The organism is Thalassoroseus sp. (genome assembly GCF_984380535.1).
In genome coordinates, this window is record NZ_CFHRBF010000016.1 from 143,549 (window position 1) to 162,778 (window position 19,230).

Here is a 19,230-nt window from a genome sequence, read left to right on the forward strand (position 1 = left end):
GCGTCCCTCTTTTCGTGTTCTTCGATCCTCGATTCCAATTGGAAGTTGATGTCGAAATTCGGAACCGGCTCTCCAATATTTCTGCAATGCTCAAACACTACGGGGTGACGCGGAACAATGGTGTACCGTATTCGACGGCTTCTCCATTCTCGACGAGCACCTCGGCAATTGTTCCGCTGAGACCAGCTGGAATTTGATTGAACACCTTCATGGCTTCGATCAGGCAAACCGTGGTGTCGGGTTCGACTTTCGAGCCCACTTGCACGAATGGCGGATCATCCGGCGAGGCCGACGTGTAGAATGTGCCGACGGCTTCCGCTTTGATGATTAAACCTGGTTTCGCAGGCTCGCTATCCCCGGTGGAAGCGCTCGCTGCCGGTGCGGGTGTCGCTGGTGCGGGAGCGGACGGTGGCGGCGTGTACGCTGCAGGCGTCGTTTGATAGACCTCCTGCGGGCCACGTCTCAAATGCCAGCGTTCCCGACCACGCCGAAGCGAAACCTCGGTCAGTTCGTGTTTTTCCATCATTTCGACAAGCTCTCGGAGTTTGTCGAGATCGAATGAACCGCTTTCCGACTCTTGTGGTGAGTCGTGGTGCTCCTGATCCATTATTCTCTGCCTTTTTGACTCTCGATGTCCGCTGCCGAGTGATCACAACGCTACGATCGCTTCGTCCCAGTCTTTGGGGACTGACGTTAACACTTCGCAGCCGTCTTTCGTGACGAGCACATCGTCTTCGATTCGCACCCCACCCCAGTGTGGAATGTAAATCCCCGGTTCGACGGTAATCACCATACCCGGTTTTAGTTCTGATTTCTCCACCGGCGACATTCGCGGCGATTCATGGATGTCCAAGCCGATGCCATGACCCAACCCATGACCAAACCGGGAACCGAAGCCGGCGTCCTCGATCACTTTCCGGGCTGCCGCGTCCACTTCCTGGCACGGGATTCCCGGGCGAATCGCTTCGATGGCCCGAAGTTGAGCCTCCAAAACGACTTGATAAATCTTCCGCAGTTTCGCCGGAACTTTACCGGTCACCAAAACTCGCGTCAAGTCACTTCGATAGCCGCTGGGGGCAGTGGCACCCCAGTCAACCAACACAAACCCTGCTGCATCAATGCGTTGTGTCCCAGGGTGAGCATGAGGCAACGCAGCCGTCGCACCGACACCCACAATCGGCGGAAACGCCAAACCCGGCGAACCCAAACGTCGAACCGTATGTTCCAGGTCATGCGCGACTTCCAATTCGGTCGCTTCCGGTCGCAAAGTGGCTTTCAATGCATCGAACCCACGTTCGGCTAACGCAACTGCGTGTCGCAGTTCTTTGATCTCCGAAGCATCCTTGATTGACCGGAGTTCTTCGACCAATCCGGACAACGGCACCAACTCCGTCGATTCTGTGGCATCGTTCAACGCCGAGTATTGCGAATACGGTGTCGCATCGCTTTCAAACCCCAAGGACGACCAACCGAGCTTGTTGACCAACTCGCCGAGTTTGTCGGTCATTTTCTCGCGATTCGTGCGGATGACCGTCTCCAAATCCGGGCACTCATCGGAGATTTGCGTCTCATAACGGGTGTCACTGACGAAAATCGTGCGGTCCGCGTCGATGAGCAATGTCGAAGAGTCGCCGGTGAACCCCGTCAGATAGGAAACGTTCGTCTCGTTCGTGACCAGCAATCGCGGAGCGTCCGCCTTCTTCAGCGCTCGCAGAAGTTTCTCACGGCGTTTTTGATACCGATCTGTTGCCATTGGTGTCTTTTTCTCCGACGCTCGGCGTGTCCGTTGATTGTGGTCGGGTGATCCTACGAAAGTTTTCCTGTGTCTCGCTACTGAGTTAGGCCAGTTTTTGTGTTTGAACTCCATGGCGACTAGTCATTCGGCGTGCCATCTTCTAATAATTGGGTGAAAGGCCGGTCGCATGTGGTCAAATGCAATCGCCGACCACTTCGATGACGAACGAGGATCCGAAAATCATGACAGACGCACAACGCAACGATTTCAACATGGTCGAACGAGCTGTCGAGTCGTTGCGGGCGGGGAAATTGGTGATAGTGGTCGATGCCGCCGAACGCGAGAACGAGGGCGACTTCATCTGCGCAGCCGAAACCATCACGCCAGAACAAGTCCACTTTATGCTCTCTGTCGGACGTGGTGTGTTTTGCACGCCGATGTCGATGGAAGTGGCCGACCGATTGGACCTGCGTCCGATGGTGCAGGAAGATCAAAACACCGCGCCGCATGGCACGCCGATGCTGATTCCCATCGATCACCGTGACGCGGGTACCGGTGTGAGTCCGGAAAGCCGCGCGTTGACGGCTCAGAAGTTGGCGGACCCGAAGTCCACCCCGGCGGAATTTTTGCGTCCTGGGCACGTGAACCCATTGTTCGCGAAAGACGGTGGTGTGTTGCGACGCGCGGGACATACGGAAGCGACCGTCGATCTCATGCGACTTTCCGGACACAAACCGGTCGGTTGCCTGATCGAAATCTGCAGTCGAACCGGCAAAGGGATGGCGAAGCTCGACGAACTCCGCGAAATCGGAGCCGAACACGACATTCCGATCATCTCGATCGAGGAACTGATTCGTTATCGTCGCGTCCGCGAACAGTTGATTCACCGGGAAGCGGAAGTCGAGATCCCGACCGGTCAGTATGGCAATCCGACGTTGATCGGTTATCGAGTCGAGCATGAATCGCAGGAACCACTTGCGATTGTGTGGGGCGATTTGAAGAACCCCGACAAACCGCCGCTCGTGCGGATGCACTCGTCATGTTTCACCGGCGACCTACTCGATTCGCTGCGGTGTGATTGTGGCGACCAACTGCATCTGGCGATGAAATCGATTTACGAGCAAGGAAGCGGAGCGATTGTGTATTTGCCGCAGGAAGGTCGGGGCATCGGCTTGATGGCAAAGTTGAAAGCATACCAACTTCAAGACCAAGGTCGCGATACGGTTGAAGCGAACGAACTACTTGGCTTCAAGGCCGACCACCGCGACTACATGGTCGGTTTGCAAATCCTCAAGGATTTAGGGCTGACAAAAATCCGTCTACTCACCAACAACCCGAAGAAAACCGACGCCTTCACCCTCGCCGGCATGGACCTCGAAGTCGTCGAACAAGTCCCCCTCATCGCCCCCCCACCCCACAACCACCGCGAACAATATCTAGCCACCAAACGAGACAAAATGGGCCACCGATTGCCCAGCGAGGACGTGACCGAACCGGAGTAGTGCAGTGGAACGATGTGCCCCCGAGGACCTTGCAAGCAGAATCATCTGATGACTTCGCAGTTTGACTGGAGTTTTAACGACGGATGGATCTTGATGTCTGTCTATTTGGCACATGGACCAGGAGGCGTTTCTTTGCCCGATCTCATCGCGACGGCCGATGCAATGAATCACGCCATCCCGACTTCGGGTGAACTATCACGGGCATTGACACGACTCGCGAGATGCCGTGTCATCAATCAAATCGACGATCGGTTTTTCATTGCGGCCGAGTTTCTGCCAGGACTAGCGGAAGCTAATAGTCGTCAAGGCGGTTTGTTTCAGTTGCCGGAGAATGGGCGAAACTGGTTGTCTTCCGTCGACTTTGAGTTGGATGAACATGCAGAAATCAAGGTTCGTCAAGAAAATGTCACAGCGGCGTTCGAACACTATCGAAACGCACTAAAACGCCCAAAGTGAAGCACGCCTAGGTTTATCTAAGAATCGCCTGGGCGCCATTGGCTTTGCCAGTGCGAGCGCATATTGCTGGCTCGTGTCTCCAAATATCACTAACAATTCATTGCGAGGGCCACGCTTGCGAGTTTCTATTGTCGTTGCCAAATCGTGGAATGGTTAGGCTCGGAGCCGAGATGAGAACTATAGTCAACGAACAAGGCTACGAGACGATTGTTCTGGAACCGGGGGACGCGTTTGGTGATGTTCCGGCCAAACACCGGGAGCTTGTTCACGCAGGGGTTCATCAAGCATTCATTGATCCCGTGTCTCACTTCCAAACGATCGCAAGTCGTACGCCTTACGACTCGCTGAGGCGTTGGCTGAATACTTTGACGACAGCCGGTCGGTGGGAACTCGAACTTAATTTAGGGTGGGGAAACTCTAGTCTGGCAGGATTTCACTGGCGATGTGAAGGCGTATCCGGGGCGTTGATTGGGCTCCCTGATTCGCCGGATCTGGATTTGTATCCGTCGACAATGCAAGACTTCTATGCCGACCTCGATGTCATACTGTGGAATTGTTTCGGTTGTGCAGGTGGCCTTGTTGGTGCCACCGATCACAAGACTTTGTCCTGTTACAACTACGAATATTTCGGGGCCGACGTCGAACTGGCGACGACACATATTTGGGGTCGTAGCGACAGCGGCGATATGCTGGTCTACACCGAAGACGATCGTGGTGGCTGGGTGAACCACGAAACCGGTCATATTCACTTACTAGGTTCAGTCGCAGACACAATCAATTGGGTGTTCGAAAGATTGCTCGCCAACGATTGGCCAGAGTATGATCGTGAGTGGGAGAGATAAGTTGAAGGAGAGGGCTTACGATTGGACGATGACTGATGAATGAAAAGATGGATTGGGATCGTTCGCTTGAGTGGGTTCTGGTCAAGACTTTCCATCACCAGTTTGATGTTGTAGTGATCCTCGACAACCCTCTTTCTGTTCAAACCCTAATGAGTCTTCGCAAACTAGTTCCGCGGATTCAGGCGATGCCGATCAGCGAGCTAAAATCGAATCTTGCTGGTCTGACAGAATACAAAGTCGGCACATTCAATGGGCAGGAGTGTCGTGATCTGGAGGCGGCAGCGGAGGAACTCGACTTGCGACTGAACATTACCAATTGCTCATATACCAGCTATCTTCCCATCGACAAAACGAACGACCTGATGTGGGTCATTGAAGACAACGACGAGGCCGCACGAATCGCTTCGGAAATGATTGCAGCTGGTGTTGAGGTTGAACTCTGTGAAGCGGATTGACGTTGAGTAAGTCGTCAGGCACAGCCTGACCTACGTTTGCTCCTGCGAGCTTCGTCTCCGAGTTCGGTCAATTGATTCATCATTATCGCTATAGGGATGCGGAGCAGTTTTGGCGTTCGTCGCTTGTCCGCTCAATATGCTGAGCTGCGATTTGTATTAGTAATGACCGTTCAATCGGTTTCGAAAGAAATTCATCACATCCCGCTTCAAGACATTTCTGGCGGTCGCTTTTCATCGAATGCGCAGTTAGGGCCACGATTGGGCGATCATAACCCTTAGATCGCAGACAAGCAGTCGCTGCATACCCATCCATGACCGGCATTTGCATATCCATGAGAATCAATTGGAATGGGGCTCCGGTTTGTAAGGCTTGGTCTGCGACTTCGACAGCAAGACTTCCATTCTCGACCACCGTTACCTCGGCCCCAGCTTTTCTCAGGATGAAGGAGATCAGACGCTGGTTGTCGAGTCCATCTTCCGCAAGCAGTATCCGACTGCCGGGTTTCAGCATGACGGGAGCAGGAGAAGGACAGTGTGTTGCCTCCGGACTAGTAGCCGCAGCGGGACTATTGAAAACGTGGAGGTTAGAAACATTCTGGAAAGACTCTAGTTCAATCCAAAACCGAAATGTTGTGCCCACGTGTGGTTCTGACCTGAGCACGATAATACCTCCGCCCAGCATCTCTGAAAGTCGTTTGCAAACCGATAACCCTAGCCCGGTCCCGCCGAACTGACGCGTCGTTGTCTCGTTCGCTTGACTAAAGGGCTGGAAGAGCAATTTCTGCTCTTCCGGAGTCATTCCAATGCCTGTGTCCCGCACATCGAATTCGATCCTTGGTGTAGGTTGCCGAACAAATCGCATCTGCACAGCGACTTGACCAGCATTTGTGAACTTGATGGAATTCCCGATGAGATTGACCAAGACCTGTCGGATTCGGGTCGGATCCGAAATGATCGATTCAGGTACTAAACCGTTTGACTCGACATGAAAAGCCAGGTTCTTAGACTGCGCACGGACACGCATCAGAGTCCCGACTTCTTCAAGGAGTTGAGTCGGGGAACATTGGACCTGTTCTACTGTCATCTTGCCGGATTCGATTTTCGACAAGTCGAGAATGTCATTGATAACGGTTGCTAGATGTTCGCCGTTTCGTTGGATGGTAGTTAGGGCTTTTAATCGTTCTTGGGGGGACTCAGCAATCTCTGGATCGTTCTGTAAGACATCGACATATCCGAGAATAGCCGTCATCGGCGTGCGGATTTCGTGGCTCATATTGGCAAGGAACGCGCTTTTGGCGACGGAAGCAGCGTCGGCAGATTGACGGGCTTGCAGAAGTTTCTGATTCGATCGCAGGAGCAGGCTCACCAGAAATCCCGCCAAGAAGGAAATCGTCCCTCCTATCAAACGCAATGTATTGGAAGAAGGGGCTTGGTTTGGCCAACCTTCCTCGGGGACGCCTAACAGATGCCAAGCTCCCTTTGGAAGCGAAATCTCTAAGTCCAGGGGAGCCAATTCTTCAATGGAAGCGGTCCCAAAAATGTATCGACTGCTATTGGTCAAGTCGTCCCGGTCTTGAATCGCGAAACGTAGACCACGGGGTTGATCCCGAATCAGCTCCGAGAAAAGATCTTCCGCATTGAATAGGATTGAAACCATTCCCCAATACTTCCCGGCCTGGGGATGATCAAGATTTTCAAGTATAAACACAGGGGCTCGATTGATAAATGCATTGCCACCCTGCACGAGTTTGACAGGCCCATCTAGCCACGGTTGCCCGGTCCGCATAGCGTGCCGGGCTGCTACGCTCTGTGTGGGATGCTTTAGCAAGTCCAACCCAATGGCACCCTCGTTGCCCTCTCGAGGGAAGACATCATTGATGATATTATTTTTGAGAAGCGAGAAGCTGCGAACTCCTTCGCATTCCTTCATCATCGCTGAAGCTAGGTTTGCAAATTCTTCGGAATCAATATCCGGATGGGTGGAAACGTGTGCCCGTAGTCCCCGCATCAAATGGACTCGCGTGTTGATTGCGATTTCTGTGCGGGCTCGCAACGTCGAGAGTTGCTCTAGCGTGCTATTTTGAACATCCTTTAGATACTGGGAGTTTTTTGAACGGTCGACGTCCAATACCGCCAGATACACTAGCAACGCGATGATCAAACCAGCCAAAGCAGGACTAATCCGACGGATTTTTCGTTGAAGTATGTGGAATGTCATCGAATATACCGTCGACGAGTCTCTCATCACTCAATGACTAATCAGTAGCAGAGTCATTCTAGTATAGAACGATTATGCGACTCAAATTGAACATTCCAGCACACTTTTGAAGTCCCGTTTCTTCTAAGAACAAACGGACTAAGAGAAATGAGGCGTAATCTGCCCAACCGATTGGGTTGGGTGCGAAGAATTCATTCGCAGAGGAGAAAATCGGAAGATCCTAACGATCATTCCGATTCTATCGACCGTCATTGTTACTCGAGTAATCGGGGTCGGACGGACCAATAACCCGGAGCGTCTTGCAGGTCACGCTGTGACTGACGATCTCTAGCAGTCAACGTCCGTCATTGCCACCAGCCGAATCGGACGGATCAACTCCTATTCGTCTGTCATCGTGCCAAAGACATACTCACCTTCGCTGCCTTGGCCGTTGGTCCAGATGATGCGGATGCCACCGGGTTTTTGTTTGATGTCGAGATTGTATTCCCGACCGTCTTCTCGCGTGCCGGTCCCGGTATAGTTTCCACCGCCGGCGTTTTGGAGGTTAAGCGTTGTGAACTTGCCTTCCTCGCGGGTGACTTGCTCGACTTGCGATTGGTTCCAAACGCCGGTGGCATCCTCAGCGTGGATGTAATCGCCGCTCTTGGGTGGTTGTCCGGTGGAGGCGGGTTGCCCGACATTCGCCGGTTGGCCCTGCCCGGATTGACCAGAATCACATCCGATATTCCAGCCAAGAATCAAACCGAAAAACAGACTTGTCATCGAGCGCATTGTTTCCATTCTCCGGTAAGTGAAGCCGTTATTCGTTCGCAATACAGTACAGATACTTCCCAGTCCGGAGGAACAATTCATTATTGCTAATGGCGGGAGTGCCGCTGGCGTCGGTGTCGTCGTTTTCGAATTTGTTCTGAGCGAGAACTTCGAATTCGGGTTTTGCGGGGATGACGAAGGTGCCGTCGTGTCGACTGGGGATATAGATTTTATCGCCGGCTCGCACGGGTGAGGCATACACCGGGCGACCGCCGCTGGCGAGTCCGGGTACTCGTTCGCGATAGGCTAATTCGCCATCAGATGCGCGTTGACAGTAGGCAATGCCGCGATCGTCGAACCAGTAGAGGTGCCCGTCGTGCAACAGAGGCGTCGCGACATAGGAACTCGTTCGGGAGTTCCAAATTTCTTTTTCGGTGATGTCACCTGTGCCACCGGTCGGAAACGCGTGACTTCCAGATGAACGAATGCCACCGAAAAGATAGACAGTATCGCCGTCAAGAATCGGACTTGGGGAGACATTGCCGCCAACGTTCGTCTCGGCGAACCAGCGGAGTTTGCCGGATTCTGGATTGAAGCCCCAAAGTTCGCCGGGGACAGCGAGAATCATGGTGTCATGCTTTTCGTCCACGATCGGCGTATTGTAGGCCATTTCCAGACCTTCGGCCGGGGTTTTCCAGATCTCTTTGCCAGTCGTTTTGTCATATGCGTAGACGGCCCGGGCTTCATCTGCAGCGCTCACGATCAGCATGTTCTCATAGAGGATCGGACTAGCGGCGGAACCCCATTCACGACTGCTAGACTCCTTACCGACTTGGGCTTCCCACTTCTGATTGCCTTCGAAATCGACCGCGTAAACGCCCATTTTGCCGAAGAATACGTAGACGAGTTTTCCATCGGTCACAGGTGTGTTGCTGGCGTAACCGTGCTCGTTGATGAACCCGCGATACGGGTCTTCCGGTCCGGAATTCGCGACTTCGAAGGTCCATTTTTCGGAGCCATCGGCACGATCGAAGCAGTGCAAGATTCGCTTGACGTCCTCACCGGTCCCTGTGTAGCTGGTTACGAAAACGGTGTCGTCCCATACAATCGGGCTCGACGAACCGGCCCCGATTTCCGCCTTCCACTTGAGGTTCTCGGATTCACTCCACGTGGTGGGAAGCTTGCTGTCTGCACTCGTTGCCCGACCATCCGCCCCCAGAAACCGCGGCCAATTCTCAGCGGAGGCCGAGTGAATTCCCAAGAACACGACGGACAACATGACGAACAGACGCATCGGCATTCCCTCTCGGTCGTTGATTCTGATTCTACGGAATCTGAAAATTTTGCGGACGAATTAATCCGTACGTATCAAACCGAGTATGCTGGATGGAGTTTCGGTGAATTCGGTCCTTAGTGCGGGATTCGACAAAATCGTATAGGCATTGGATGCTTGTCGATTGACGATTTCCCTACCTTGCTTAAGTCCACATCAATGGCATTCCACATGACTGCTAATCATCGGGAAGATTGTATCGACCGGGATGAGGAAGTGATTCTGGATTCGACGTATCGTGATGGTCACTACCCCGAGTTGAGCCGACTATGGGAGGAATTCTACGACGGTCCACGGATACCCCCGGACCGTTGTGGCCGCCTTGCAAACGAACTTGAGCATGCGAGAAGCTCGAATGCTTTGCCTCCGTCGCTGTCGGCGTCCGCAATCCGGCTGATCGAGTTCTTTCGCTTTGCGTACGAAGACCATTCTTGGGTTGAATGCAACAGTGACTAACCCGGTCACCTGTCGACACAGTCGACAAGTCCCTGCGATTTAGACAAATTCAGCGTGTCGTTCGCAGTGTCCAACCCGGTTGTGTCACGGGGGGTTCGTTGGAGGGTTTGACGAGTTCGTCGTAGAGGTCCACGCGGCGGGCGCGGATGTAGCGGCGGCCGCTGGATTGGTCGATTTTTTCGGGCGTGCAGAGGGCGACGGTCACGTCGTCACCGAGTTTGTCGCACTCTGCGATGACTTCGCCGAATGGGTCCAGCACCATCGCGTTGCCGTTGCGGACTTCGCCATCATCAAGGCCAATTGGATTCGTGAAGACCGCGTAGATGCCGTTGTCGTAGGCCCGGGCGGGCAGCCAACGCATTAGCCAACCGCGTCCCTTAGGACCTTGGAATTCTTGTCGCAATCGCACCGGATCACGATCTCGGTTGGCCCACAATTCCGGATCGACCACGCCGCGGCCGGGCATCACGGACGGCAGACAACCCGTCACGTGCGGCATAAAAACCACTTCAGCCCCCTTGAGTGTGACGCTTCGCACGTTCTCGACCAAGTTGTTGTCGTAGCAAATTAGAATGCTGCACCGACACCGCAGCAAATCGAATACGACGTATTCCGATCCCGATGAGAGATGCGGATTCACGAACGCGTGCAGTTTGCTGAACTTGGCAACGAGTCGGTTCCCATCGACGCAGACGTAGGTGTTGTAAACGTTGTCCTCGCCGTCGGCTTCGCGTCGGCGTTCGAACAAACCGGCGAGCAAGGGCACACCATGCTCACGAGAAAGTTCCATCAACGCTTGCACGCTGGGTCCGTCAGGCACGGGTTCCGCGACGTCGAGTAATTCGGCTTTCGAAAACGCCTGCACGAAGGAGTACGCGGAAAGACAGCATTCATGGAAGCTGACGACTTCCGCACCGGCCGCAACGGCTTGCTTGGTGAGTGCGTCGATGCGAGACAGATTGAACGACGGATCGGCGTTCTTGTGCTCGAATTGAGCGGCCGCAATGCGGATGTCTCGCACGGGTTCCCTCCGATTCGCGGATTGACTCGGTAACGACTACGCCCAGAATTTTTCGCCGTGCCAGTTGTTATCGGGTTGCGTTTCGATTTCGCAATCGCCGTTGACCTTTGTCTGACAGGCGAGTCGCAGTTGGTCTTCTTTCCCCAATCGAGCAAAGAACAACAGCGGCCCAGCTAGGAAACGCAGCTTCTCGCGGAGTCCCTGTTTGCTGACGTTTTCCACGCCTTTGCGAACCAGCACCCGGCATGTCCCGCACGATCCTAAGCCCTTGCAATTCAGCACACGGTTGAACGGCGGATGAATCGGAATGCCGGCCTTCAGGGCCTCTTTCCGCAAATTCGCGCCTTGGGGGACTTCGATCTTTTTCTTCTCGTTAACGAAATTGACCGTGGGCATGATAACCGTTTCCGCAAACTTCGATCGCAAAGGGACGGGGTTCGATGGGACCCGAATATATCGACGAGCGGGACGGAATTCCAGTAGAGAGCCAAACCCAATCGTAGGAGCAACTACGGAGATTCCATCGGCGGGATCACCAACTCCGGCCAAGTGCCGGATCGTGTGCCGGGACGGGGGCGGTTCATCTCCGGCCGGTAAGTGTTGACCAGAGAGTATTTGGTCTGCGTCGTGTGATTCCGCGACGCTGCATGGAACGTGCGGCAATGGAAGAACAGCACGTCACCCGGATTCAACTCCACCATGACTTTCTGCTGGATCAATTGTTGATTCTCGGGCAGATCGGTGCGAAAGAAGAGGTCGTCGTCGAAGCGTTCCCGATCGAACAACATCCGATGCGTACCAGGAATGACTTGCAGACAACCGTTCTGAGCATTCTCAGTACCAAGGGCCAACCACACGCTGACCAATTCTCGCTCGGCGAATGACCAATAACGGATGTCTTGATGCCAACCGGTGTCGCTGCTGAACTGCGGTTGTTTGGTCATCACGCAATTGTGATGAGCCAATGGCATGACCAACTCCGGCCCGAGCAATTGACGCAGGCGACCGACAACTTTCGGATGCATCGCCCATTCCGTGAACGCAATTCCTCGGCTGTGGGCTTGTTTGAGGCGTCGCGCGGTACGTCCGCCGGTGGCCGTTCGGGATTCCGGCGAACCTGGGTAATGCACGTCGGCTTCATACTCGATCGGCTGCAGTTCCCGCTCCAGTCCGTCGAGCGTCAGTTGCATCAACTCCGCCCGCAAACTTTCTTCGCACAATCCGCGGGAAATGATGAAGCCGTTTTGCTCAAAAAAGTTCGCTTCGTCGGCTGAGAACTCCATCGCAGTAGACTCGGCGGCAGTCAACGGTTCATTCATGGATTGGCAACCTCGGGAACGGAAGATCATTCGCCGGACTCCGCCGGCAAGTTGGTTTCCATTCTACGACGGTCCCTAGAGTTTGGGCAGGGTCGAATCAAGGAATTCCTGAACCTGTCGCGATCAATGACGAGCCGACAACCGGAAGAACACAGAATCGTCCGGTTCGAAGTCGCCCACGCCGGAGCGGTACTCCAAATCACGGGCGAACACATAACCGATTTCGAACAGGCTATCGATTTTCCCAGGTGTGAACGAATGAAACCCGAAGACTAGGCTGTAATCGTTGTAGGTGACCACATCGGCCAAATCCGTGTCAGAGCGTTCGATGGCCCATTCGCCACCACCAATCTGACCAGACAACGATAACCACCGTTCGCCATCGTCATCATCCTCGGCGATTCGCCAGGCAACTCGGGGCTCGGGGAACAATAGTTCCAGTCGAAGTCCGTCATCCGGTCGCAAAATCACGCCACCGACCGGCAACAGCGTGAGATTGCGACGATCGAAGTATTCCACGCCAAACACGGCCTGCACATCGTTCGACCAGTCGGTGAATACAATCGCTTCCGATGGAAACCGCCAACCGTCACGGGCGCTGTCCTCGAAGTCGGAATAAACACCGGCGGTCACGCGGAGATTGGCCCACCAGCCATCCGTGACTTCCCCATTCCAATGCAACCCCCAGTCGAAATCGAATAGCTTTCCGGGCAAATCGGTGCTCACCGGCCCGTTCAGAAAGTGAAATGCCATTCCACTGAGGAACGACAGATTATCCCACTCGCTAATTTGAGTGGCTGATTCCGAACGCAGCGTGAACATGCCGAATCGATCCCGATGTCCCGGCAACCACGTGAGTCCGCCGCCATCCGGGTACCATCGTGACGCCGAAAAGTCCGCCACTTTCGGCCAGAGATCGGAATCGTTGTCCGTCCCAACCTGGATTGACGTACAACTTTCGGTATTTGTTTTGTCATCGACTACGGTCGTGGCGAACACTTCGTCTGGCGGTGCGAGTTGAATCGTCGCCGTTCCCATCGCTTCGACAGGTACGTCTTCAGTGACAGTTGTGTCTTCGGTCGTTGGACTAGGCGGCACCAGAGGAGCCGGAGGAATCTCGTCTGTCTCAGCGGCGGAGACGGCAGCGAACCCTGCCCATCCCACGCCGAATATAAGCGCAAGGGTTCGTAACACGGAATCGGCCTCCCATGCCAACGACAAGCTGAAGATGATCAAAAGTGAGTGAAGAGAGGCGGGGGGAATAACAGATCTTCGCCAAACTCGGCAAGATCAGATTCGACTCACGGGCGGAACTCAAAGAAGTTTTCGCGGAGGATCGTGGTATCGGTGTTGCGACCACGACCGAGCGTAATCCGGTTCCAACGGTAAGCCCCTCGCACCGCGAATCCGGGGCCGTACCCGGTCATTGCTTGTCGATAAGCTGTGCGTCGTGGCGGTGGTGGCGGAAGGTGTTCGGCGACTTCCTCAGGGATCTCATGGCTGTAGTACGACCGCCGATACATCCAATCACCTGCGGCTGCGACATCTTCAATGACATGCACGACGCCCAGCACGGCGACACCAAGCAATAGCCGACTGAGTTGGATTCGTTTTGCGAATTCGAGAGTTGTCATGAGAATCACACTATACCAGTTGATAATCGTGTCGCCTTTTCGAAACCTGTGTGATGCGGTTATTCGACATCGCACCAGTTCGTGAGGCATTTGAGCAACAAACACAAACGGTTTTGCCGCCCAATGACCAACAACGCGATTTCCATGCCGACTGCCAACGAATTGGCAAGTCGACCGAACCGGAGTAGACTGAAACAAAAGACCAGCAATCGCGTCTTAGTTTCAGGAGGCTTCCTATGGGTCGAAACACGTTGCGGCAAACTATCACGGTGAGCGTTCTCGGTTGTCTCGCCTTGAAGCTGTTAGCCTCTGGCGTGCTTGCACAGGAATCGAAGTCGGCATTTCCCGTACGGTATGTTCCGAAACACGCGTTGTTCGCCATTGGAATTCGTCCCGCTCAACTCATCGCAGCGGAACCGTTGCAAGGCATGAAGCCACTCGCGGAACACGCCGGTCTGCTCCGTCCGCTTCATGGCGTCCCGATCGAGGATGTCGAACGACTCATGATGACGTTTTCGCTCATCGACCCGACGCAGGGTCGGTATCAATCCGCGATCGTCTTGCAAACGAAGGAGCCAATCGACTCGGAAAGCATCATTCAGACGGTGATGCCGCATAGTCGTCTAGTCCTGTACGGCGGTCAGAAATACCGCAAGGACACCGATGCTCAATTTCAAGCGCTCTCGGTATGGTTCCCGGATGCGAACACATACGTCATTACGCAAGGCGATGGTGGGATGGAAGCGGTCATCGATGCCGTCGACCTAAAATTCTCCCCCACTTGGCGAGCACACGTCAAACCCGATGCATCCGCATTTGCCTACGAGAACGCCGCTCGGGCCGAGGAACTCATCGAAATGGGCGTGAATATGTTGCGGTCCGTTGGGCCTGGCAGAGGCCGCCCGTTTTCCGTCTCGCTCGACCTTGGAATGATTCTACCACTTGTGGGCATGATCGCCCCGCTCTGGCAGGATTTGGACACAATCGTCTGGAATTTTACTGCCAGCGATGCCCTGGAGTTGGACGCGATCGCAAGTGTCGAAGAGAACGGTTCCGTTGAAGAAGTCGAAGAAACGCTTCATGCCATGCGTGTGCTGAAACGAAATGCATTCGGATTTATGACCGAACAAGATCAACAACTCGATAACGCCGAATCGAAAGCCTTTACGGCCATCCTGCAGATTTCGGACGAGTTGGTGAGGACGACCGAAATCACACGTGATGATCATACCATTCGAATCACCGCAAGTGTGCCAATGAAGAAGATCAATGAAACGCTCGCCGCTCTTGCGCCGAGCTTGATTGAGGCGAGGAATCGGCAACGCCGACTACAATGCAAGAGCAGTCTCAAGCAACTCGCGATTGCCATGCACAACTATCACGATACCCATAAGCAATTTCCGCCGCCGGTGATCATCGGCCCCGACGGAAAAACACCGGTCAGTTGGCGAGTGGCGATTTTGCCTTTCCTCGATGCGAACGAACTCCACAAGCAGTACCATTTCGACGAACCTTGGGACAGCGAGCACAACAAAAAACTGCTCGATCAAATGCCGCCTGTATTTCGACATCCGGAAGACGAACCGGACTCAACGAACACCAGCTATTTTGCCATCGTCGGTGAGAAAACCGCGTGGGGGCCGAAGGACGGGGACGGTGTGCGACTGCGTGACATCATCGACGGCAGCTCAAATACCATCATGCTCGTCGAAGCGAAAAAGAAAGTCCCCTGGACCAAACCGGACGACATTGCTTACGACCCAGAAGCCAAAGGACTCCCGAAATTCGGCGGTTGGTACGACGATGGTTACCACGCGTGTTTTTGTGATGGAGCGGTTCGGTTTATTTCCAATGCAGTCGCTGCGAACGAGGAGCAAATTCGTCTCCGCATTGAACGCAACGATGGACGTGCCATGCAACCACTCCCCTGACACGTGAATCTGTGATGCGGACACATCAATCGGAATGAATGACCATCAAGCCCGTGTTGCGGGGGCGGGTGATGTGAACCGCAAGTCGACCGAATTTCGTTTGTGCATGCAGTTTTTTGGTGATATCGCCAGCGGTGTTCCGATCGGTCGCCAATGCGAACACCGTCGGTCCCCACGACGTTTGCCCGACACCTCGCACACCGTTGGCTCGGAGAAATTCCACAATGGCTGACGTCGTCGGGTTCGCGAACGGTCCGCCCTGAACGGCGGCAAACGTCTGTCCGACACCGAAACCGTACTGATAAATCGCTTCACTGAATGCCGCAAAATCTCCCCGCTGCAAACTCGGGGCGATCACTTCGGTGGCCAACTGCCATAAGTGGTCGACCTGGGTTTGAGAAGAGTCCGGCATTTCCGCGAAGGCTTGGAGTTCATCGGCCCCGGAAAGACCAGTCTCGTCGAGCGGCGTCACGAGCACCACCCGCCATGCATCGGGCACGGGAATTCGCTGCACTCGGTCTGCAGTGTCTCCACGTTCGCCGTGATCGATCAGCAAGCCACCACCGAGACTCCCCGCGATGCCAATGCCCGATCGACGCCCGCGTCCGACCCAGTCCGCGAGTTCCCACGGTTCGGTTTCATTCGTTGGTTTTCCGATCCGTAGTAAGGCCGTCGCGGTGGCCAACCCGAGTTGTGTGCCCGAGCCCAACCCCGCATGCGAAGGAATCGCCGATTCCACCAAGATTTCACATTTGGGTAGGTCAAGTGGGCACGCGTCTCGGAACCGCGCAACGAACTGGCGAACTCGGTCTCGGGCCGTCGTGTTGAACTGATCCGCGACCACATGATCGTTCGGTGAGGTCTTCGCCACGAGACGCACGCCGGGTGTGTCCAGCATCATCCCCACACCTGCAAACCGTCCATGGTTCTTACCGGCCTGAGAAAGCAAACCAAAGTGAAGTCGGCAACCGGTTTCCACGCGAATCGTCGTCATGTCGATTCACCACACGCTGCCGCCAACTGTTCGGCCACGAAATTCTCGACGAGTGTGAACGCTTCTTGCTCGACAGGTCCGGCGGTTTTTTCCACTGGCGAACGCAGTGCGTCAATTTGCTGCGTGAGCTCGTCGGCGTTCAATAAGTGAATGCGAGTCGCCAAAATCGCCGCCTCAATCACTGCATGTTTCGCCCGATTGAATCCGAAGAAATCCCGAATCCGTCCGGTGTGAATCACGTCCACATCAATCTCGGTGCGGTCTTGAGAATCGTCGAGCGAACTGACGCGAAACTCATACCAACGGCATGCATCCGAGATCACTTCACCGTCAATATTCTTAGCAGAAAACGTCGGTGGCGTTTGCTCTAACAATCCCAAAGCCGCCCGCGTAATGAGCAACACATCATCCGTCACATGAAACACGCCTTGCCCGTGACGTTTAAGGTTCTGGTACGTGGTCGACGTTTGAAACGGACGCAGCCGGAGCGTATGCATTTCGGGGGTGACGATCGGTCCCATCGGGGCGACGTTCACCGTTCGATCCACGTTATAGGTCGTCACAATGCCTTCAAGAATCATGCTCGCGGATTACTTTCTCTACCGGCTGTCTTTTGCGGCTTGTCGTCCGATTATACTTCGTCTCGTGTTTGGATGAACATCGCTTTCTTTTGGCCGGGCAAGGTGAAATCAAACCCGCACGCGCGGAAAAACTCCTCGGTCGCGGTGACGGCCATCACTTCAAGCACATGCATTTCTTTGGCACGATCCACACACGCTTGGACAAGCCGTTTACCCACGCCCAGGCCACGCACATTCGGATCGACCGCCAAACTTCGCACCTCGGCCAACTTCTTCGAATACACTTCCAACGCGGCGAAGCCCACGATACGGTCGCCAATTACCGCGACAAAACCATGATGGACTAAGCCATCCAATTCATCTGGAGTTCGCGGCAACAGTTGGCCCAACTCGACGAAAGGTTCAATGAAGCTCGCCAATTCCGCCACGTCTTGAGTGTGAGCGGGGCGAACAACGCAAATTGCAGATTCGGAGTTGGTCATCGCACCGTTGGGGTGAAGTCTGAATTACACGCTTTCAAACCACCGAGTGTAACGATTCGCGTCCGCCTCGACTATCTTCGAAAACGATCTCCCGTCGGACTCTGTCCAGTGAATTGTGTTTGCCGATGGATTGGACAACAATGGCTGCCAGTTTCCTTCCCTTGGATTACGACACGATCAACAATCAATGACTTCGATTCTCTATTGTGGCGACACAAGTCTGGATACGGCCGCCTCGTATTTGGTGGGCATGATGTCGTCGTGGGGCTGGGAATTCGACTATATTCCCAGCACGGAATGCGTCAAACCAGACCAGTTGACTGGCCGCGATCTGGTCATTCTTTCCGATTACCCTGCCGACCAGATGAGTGACGACGCCCAAGCGACGTTACTGAGTTCAGTTCGCGCAGACACCGGATTGCTGATGATCGGCGGTTGGGAATCGTTTCACGGGCTTGGTGGGAATTGGGACCGAACACGAATCGCAGAGGCGTTGCCGGTGGTTATGCGGTCTGACGACGACCGGATCAATTGCGATCAGTCTGCCGTCGTGCGGTCTGTACACCATCATCCCGCCATCGACGGACTTCCCTGGCGAGACCGACCTCCATGTATCGGCGGTCTGAATCGGTTCGAAACAAAACCCGACGCAACGGAACTCCTGTCAGCGGATCGACTCAAGTTGACGATCGACCAGGCGGGAGCGATTCATCTCGACGTGGCTGAAACCCTTCCACTGTTAGTGGTCGGGACTTACGACAAAGGGCACACGGCCGCTCTGGCGACGGATGTTGCACCACATTGGGTCGGCGGCTGGGTCGATTGGGGCGAGGGTCGCGTCGAAGGCAAAGCCCCCGGTGCAGAACCCATCGAAGTCGGTGATCTGTACGCCCAATTTTGGAAGCAGTTGCTGTCATATCTGCGGAGAAAGAGAGCCGAGTGACGGGGCTACGCCCCCAAACGGTTTTGAGCAATGTTCACGTTGAAATCAATCATCCAAATTGCCGACAAATCGCGGCCCGGTTACGCAGAAAGCATTGGATTCACAGAAGTTGGCGGCTACCAGCCTGTCGGTCTACCGACCAATTTGATGGCGATTTATCAGTATGCAGTGGGCACACCACACGATATCACCGAGCAATCCTTCATGGATTTTTTGCCTGGAGATCGACTCATGCTGGCAACAGAGATCCCCTCGGTCCGTGAATCGTTGCAGAGCTTCTATGGAGTTGACGAACTTTTCAATGTACTGGGGCGAACGCCGTTTCTAACGAATTATTCGAGTGATTATTTCCTAACCGCAGATGATAACTCCGGAATTTATTGGCTCGATCATTCGCAAGGCACTTCACTCGTCTCACCGAATCTGGAGTCGTTTCTCGAAACTGTTAAAGAATGTTATGTTCAAGGGGCTTACTACCTCGCCGATGATGGGTTTCTAGACGTCAACGACGACTTAGAGTTTCAAATTGGCGTATCCCTCAACCCTGACTGCGAGTTTTGGCTGGCGTAACTCGCGCA

At 54.3% G+C, this 19,230-nt stretch carries 21 protein-coding genes; 8 read left to right on the top strand and 13 right to left on the bottom strand.

The genetic code is table 11. The features are described 5' to 3' along the window. Window positions 1-97: 97 nt before the first annotated feature. Together accB and AC5DDB_RS21495 are read right to left on the bottom strand one after the other, a co-directional pair. Window positions 98-607 carry an acetyl-CoA carboxylase biotin carboxyl carrier protein gene (accB, locus tag AC5DDB_RS21490; protein WP_491741826.1) on the bottom strand — a complete coding sequence of 170 codons (510 nt, stop codon included), beginning with the start codon at window positions 605-607 and terminating at the stop codon, window positions 98-100. A 42-nt stretch (window positions 608-649) separates the two neighbouring features. After that, window positions 650-1,753, bottom strand: a complete 1,104-nt coding sequence (locus AC5DDB_RS21495) for a M24 family metallopeptidase (RefSeq protein WP_491741827.1) — start codon at window positions 1,751-1,753, stop codon at window positions 650-652. 224 nt (window positions 1,754-1,977) lie between these two features. Here AC5DDB_RS21495 and ribA point away from each other — a divergent pair, with 224 nt between their 5' ends. The 4 genes from ribA to AC5DDB_RS21515 all read left to right on the top strand — a co-directional run bounded on the left by ribA (window position 1,978) and on the right by AC5DDB_RS21515 (window position 4,990). Then, window positions 1,978-3,237: a GTP cyclohydrolase II gene (ribA, locus tag AC5DDB_RS21500; RefSeq protein ID WP_491741828.1), complete on the top strand. Its 1,260-nt coding sequence runs from the start codon at window positions 1,978-1,980 to the stop codon at window positions 3,235-3,237. A 93-nt stretch (window positions 3,238-3,330) separates the two neighbouring features. Continuing rightward, the gene (locus tag AC5DDB_RS21505; protein WP_491741829.1) at window positions 3,331-3,693 is read left to right on the top strand and encodes a hypothetical protein; all 363 of its coding nucleotides are present in this window, start codon (window positions 3,331-3,333) and stop codon (window positions 3,691-3,693) included. Window positions 3,694-3,863: 170 nt separating this feature from the next. After that, window positions 3,864-4,535 (top strand): hypothetical protein, encoded by a 672-nt coding sequence (locus AC5DDB_RS21510; RefSeq protein ID WP_491741830.1) that lies wholly within the window; start codon window positions 3,864-3,866, stop codon window positions 4,533-4,535. 35 nt (window positions 4,536-4,570) lie between these two features. After that, the gene (locus tag AC5DDB_RS21515; protein ID WP_491741831.1) at window positions 4,571-4,990 is read left to right on the top strand and encodes a hypothetical protein; all 420 of its coding nucleotides are present in this window, start codon (window positions 4,571-4,573) and stop codon (window positions 4,988-4,990) included. An 88-nt stretch (window positions 4,991-5,078) separates the two neighbouring features. On the opposite strand, the gene AC5DDB_RS21520 is transcribed toward AC5DDB_RS21515, so the two are convergent. From AC5DDB_RS21520 to AC5DDB_RS21555, 8 genes are all read right to left on the bottom strand, one after another. Beyond that, window positions 5,079-7,208 carry an ATP-binding protein gene (locus tag AC5DDB_RS21520; RefSeq protein WP_491741832.1) on the bottom strand — a complete coding sequence of 710 codons (2,130 nt, stop codon included), beginning with the start codon at window positions 7,206-7,208 and terminating at the stop codon, window positions 5,079-5,081. Window positions 7,209-7,586: 378 nt separating this feature from the next. Then, on the bottom strand, window positions 7,587-7,970 hold the full coding sequence (locus tag AC5DDB_RS21525) for a hypothetical protein (RefSeq protein WP_491741833.1): 384 nt from the start codon (window positions 7,968-7,970) through the stop codon (window positions 7,587-7,589). Window positions 7,971-8,007: 37 nt separating this feature from the next. Next, complete coding sequence (locus AC5DDB_RS21530) at window positions 8,008-9,252, bottom strand: outer membrane protein assembly factor BamB family protein (protein WP_491741834.1); 1,245 nt, start codon at window positions 9,250-9,252, stop codon at window positions 8,008-8,010. A 544-nt stretch (window positions 9,253-9,796) separates the two neighbouring features. Next, on the bottom strand, window positions 9,797-10,768 hold the full coding sequence (locus AC5DDB_RS21535) for a nitrilase family protein (protein WP_491741835.1): 972 nt from the start codon (window positions 10,766-10,768) through the stop codon (window positions 9,797-9,799). Between the two features lie 36 nt (window positions 10,769-10,804). Continuing rightward, window positions 10,805-11,164, bottom strand: a complete 360-nt coding sequence (locus AC5DDB_RS21540; protein WP_491741836.1) for a 2Fe-2S iron-sulfur cluster-binding protein — start codon at window positions 11,162-11,164, stop codon at window positions 10,805-10,807. A 113-nt stretch (window positions 11,165-11,277) separates the two neighbouring features. Next, on the bottom strand, window positions 11,278-12,087 hold the full coding sequence (locus AC5DDB_RS21545; RefSeq protein WP_491741837.1) for a phytanoyl-CoA dioxygenase family protein: 810 nt from the start codon (window positions 12,085-12,087) through the stop codon (window positions 11,278-11,280). A gap of 123 nt (window positions 12,088-12,210) precedes the next feature. Then, window positions 12,211-13,281: a hypothetical protein gene (locus tag AC5DDB_RS21550; RefSeq protein ID WP_491741838.1), complete on the bottom strand. Its 1,071-nt coding sequence runs from the start codon at window positions 13,279-13,281 to the stop codon at window positions 12,211-12,213. A gap of 107 nt (window positions 13,282-13,388) precedes the next feature. Continuing rightward, a complete protein-coding gene (locus AC5DDB_RS21555) occupies window positions 13,389-13,721 on the bottom strand; it encodes a hypothetical protein (protein WP_491741839.1) in 333 nt (110 codons plus the stop codon). Window positions 13,722-13,774: 53 nt separating this feature from the next. Here AC5DDB_RS21555 and AC5DDB_RS21560 point away from each other — a divergent pair, with 53 nt between their 5' ends. Both AC5DDB_RS21560 and AC5DDB_RS21565 read left to right on the top strand, forming a co-directional pair. After that, window positions 13,775-13,909, top strand: coding sequence for a hypothetical protein (locus AC5DDB_RS21560; protein WP_491741840.1), 135 nt, complete (start codon window positions 13,775-13,777; stop codon window positions 13,907-13,909). A gap of 48 nt (window positions 13,910-13,957) precedes the next feature. Beyond that, window positions 13,958-15,652, top strand: coding sequence for a DUF1559 domain-containing protein (locus tag AC5DDB_RS21565; protein WP_491741841.1), 1,695 nt, complete (start codon window positions 13,958-13,960; stop codon window positions 15,650-15,652). Between the two features lie 25 nt (window positions 15,653-15,677). Here AC5DDB_RS21565 and AC5DDB_RS21570 read toward each other — a convergent pair whose 3' ends face one another. The 3 genes from AC5DDB_RS21570 to AC5DDB_RS21580 are packed head-to-tail and all read right to left on the bottom strand — an operon-like array spanning window position 15,678 to window position 17,709. Beyond that, the gene (locus tag AC5DDB_RS21570) at window positions 15,678-16,646 is read right to left on the bottom strand and encodes a GHMP family kinase ATP-binding protein (protein WP_491741842.1); all 969 of its coding nucleotides are present in this window, start codon (window positions 16,644-16,646) and stop codon (window positions 15,678-15,680) included. Then, window positions 16,643-17,227, bottom strand: coding sequence for a DUF447 domain-containing protein (locus AC5DDB_RS21575; RefSeq protein ID WP_491741843.1), 585 nt, complete (start codon window positions 17,225-17,227; stop codon window positions 16,643-16,645). Before AC5DDB_RS21575 ends, AC5DDB_RS21570 begins: the two co-directional genes overlap by 4 nt. A gap of 50 nt (window positions 17,228-17,277) precedes the next feature. Next, complete coding sequence (locus AC5DDB_RS21580; protein WP_491741844.1) at window positions 17,278-17,709, bottom strand: GNAT family N-acetyltransferase; 432 nt, start codon at window positions 17,707-17,709, stop codon at window positions 17,278-17,280. A gap of 187 nt (window positions 17,710-17,896) precedes the next feature. Here AC5DDB_RS21580 and AC5DDB_RS21585 point away from each other — a divergent pair, with 187 nt between their 5' ends. Continuing rightward, window positions 17,897-18,652 (top strand): glutamine amidotransferase, encoded by a 756-nt coding sequence (locus AC5DDB_RS21585; RefSeq protein ID WP_491741845.1) that lies wholly within the window; start codon window positions 17,897-17,899, stop codon window positions 18,650-18,652. A 30-nt stretch (window positions 18,653-18,682) separates the two neighbouring features. Then, window positions 18,683-19,222, top strand: a complete 540-nt coding sequence (locus AC5DDB_RS21590) for a hypothetical protein (RefSeq protein WP_491741846.1) — start codon at window positions 18,683-18,685, stop codon at window positions 19,220-19,222. Window positions 19,223-19,230: the final 8 nt, after the last annotated feature.

What these genes read in the sequence shown, in the direction of transcription:
- AC5DDB_RS21540 (WP_491741836.1), bottom strand. Translation starts at nt 11,164, where the DNA reads ATGCCCACGGTCAATTTCGTTAACGAGAAGAAAAAGATCGAAGTCCCC.
- AC5DDB_RS21560 (WP_491741840.1), top strand. Translation starts at nt 13,775, where the DNA reads ATGCGGTTATTCGACATCGCACCAGTTCGTGAGGCATTTGAGCAACAA.
- AC5DDB_RS21505 (WP_491741829.1), top strand. Translation starts at nt 3,331, where the DNA reads ATGTCTGTCTATTTGGCACATGGACCAGGAGGCGTTTCTTTGCCCGAT.
- AC5DDB_RS21525 (WP_491741833.1), bottom strand. Translation starts at nt 7,970, where the DNA reads ATGACAAGTCTGTTTTTCGGTTTGATTCTTGGCTGGAATATCGGATGT.
- AC5DDB_RS21585 (WP_491741845.1), top strand. Translation starts at nt 17,897, where the DNA reads ATGACTTCGATTCTCTATTGTGGCGACACAAGTCTGGATACGGCCGCC.
- AC5DDB_RS21545 (WP_491741837.1), bottom strand. Translation starts at nt 12,087, where the DNA reads ATGAATGAACCGTTGACTGCCGCCGAGTCTACTGCGATGGAGTTCTCA.
- AC5DDB_RS21565 (WP_491741841.1), top strand. Translation starts at nt 13,958, where the DNA reads ATGGGTCGAAACACGTTGCGGCAAACTATCACGGTGAGCGTTCTCGGT.
- AC5DDB_RS21570 (WP_491741842.1), bottom strand. Translation starts at nt 16,646, where the DNA reads ATGACGACGATTCGCGTGGAAACCGGTTGCCGACTTCACTTTGGTTTG.
- accB (WP_491741826.1), bottom strand. Translation starts at nt 607, where the DNA reads ATGGATCAGGAGCACCACGACTCACCACAAGAGTCGGAAAGCGGTTCA.
- AC5DDB_RS21555 (WP_491741839.1), bottom strand. Translation starts at nt 13,721, where the DNA reads ATGACAACTCTCGAATTCGCAAAACGAATCCAACTCAGTCGGCTATTG.
- AC5DDB_RS21530 (WP_491741834.1), bottom strand. Translation starts at nt 9,252, where the DNA reads ATGCGTCTGTTCGTCATGTTGTCCGTCGTGTTCTTGGGAATTCACTCG.
- AC5DDB_RS21515 (WP_491741831.1), top strand. Translation starts at nt 4,571, where the DNA reads ATGAATGAAAAGATGGATTGGGATCGTTCGCTTGAGTGGGTTCTGGTC.
- AC5DDB_RS21495 (WP_491741827.1), bottom strand. Translation starts at nt 1,753, where the DNA reads ATGGCAACAGATCGGTATCAAAAACGCCGTGAGAAACTTCTGCGAGCG.
- AC5DDB_RS21510 (WP_491741830.1), top strand. Translation starts at nt 3,864, where the DNA reads ATGAGAACTATAGTCAACGAACAAGGCTACGAGACGATTGTTCTGGAA.
- AC5DDB_RS21575 (WP_491741843.1), bottom strand. Translation starts at nt 17,227, where the DNA reads ATGATTCTTGAAGGCATTGTGACGACCTATAACGTGGATCGAACGGTG.
- AC5DDB_RS21590 (WP_491741846.1), top strand. Translation starts at nt 18,683, where the DNA reads ATGTTCACGTTGAAATCAATCATCCAAATTGCCGACAAATCGCGGCCC.
- ribA (WP_491741828.1), top strand. Translation starts at nt 1,978, where the DNA reads ATGACAGACGCACAACGCAACGATTTCAACATGGTCGAACGAGCTGTC.
- AC5DDB_RS21520 (WP_491741832.1), bottom strand. Translation starts at nt 7,208, where the DNA reads ATGACATTCCACATACTTCAACGAAAAATCCGTCGGATTAGTCCTGCT.
- AC5DDB_RS21580 (WP_491741844.1), bottom strand. Translation starts at nt 17,709, where the DNA reads ATGACCAACTCCGAATCTGCAATTTGCGTTGTTCGCCCCGCTCACACT.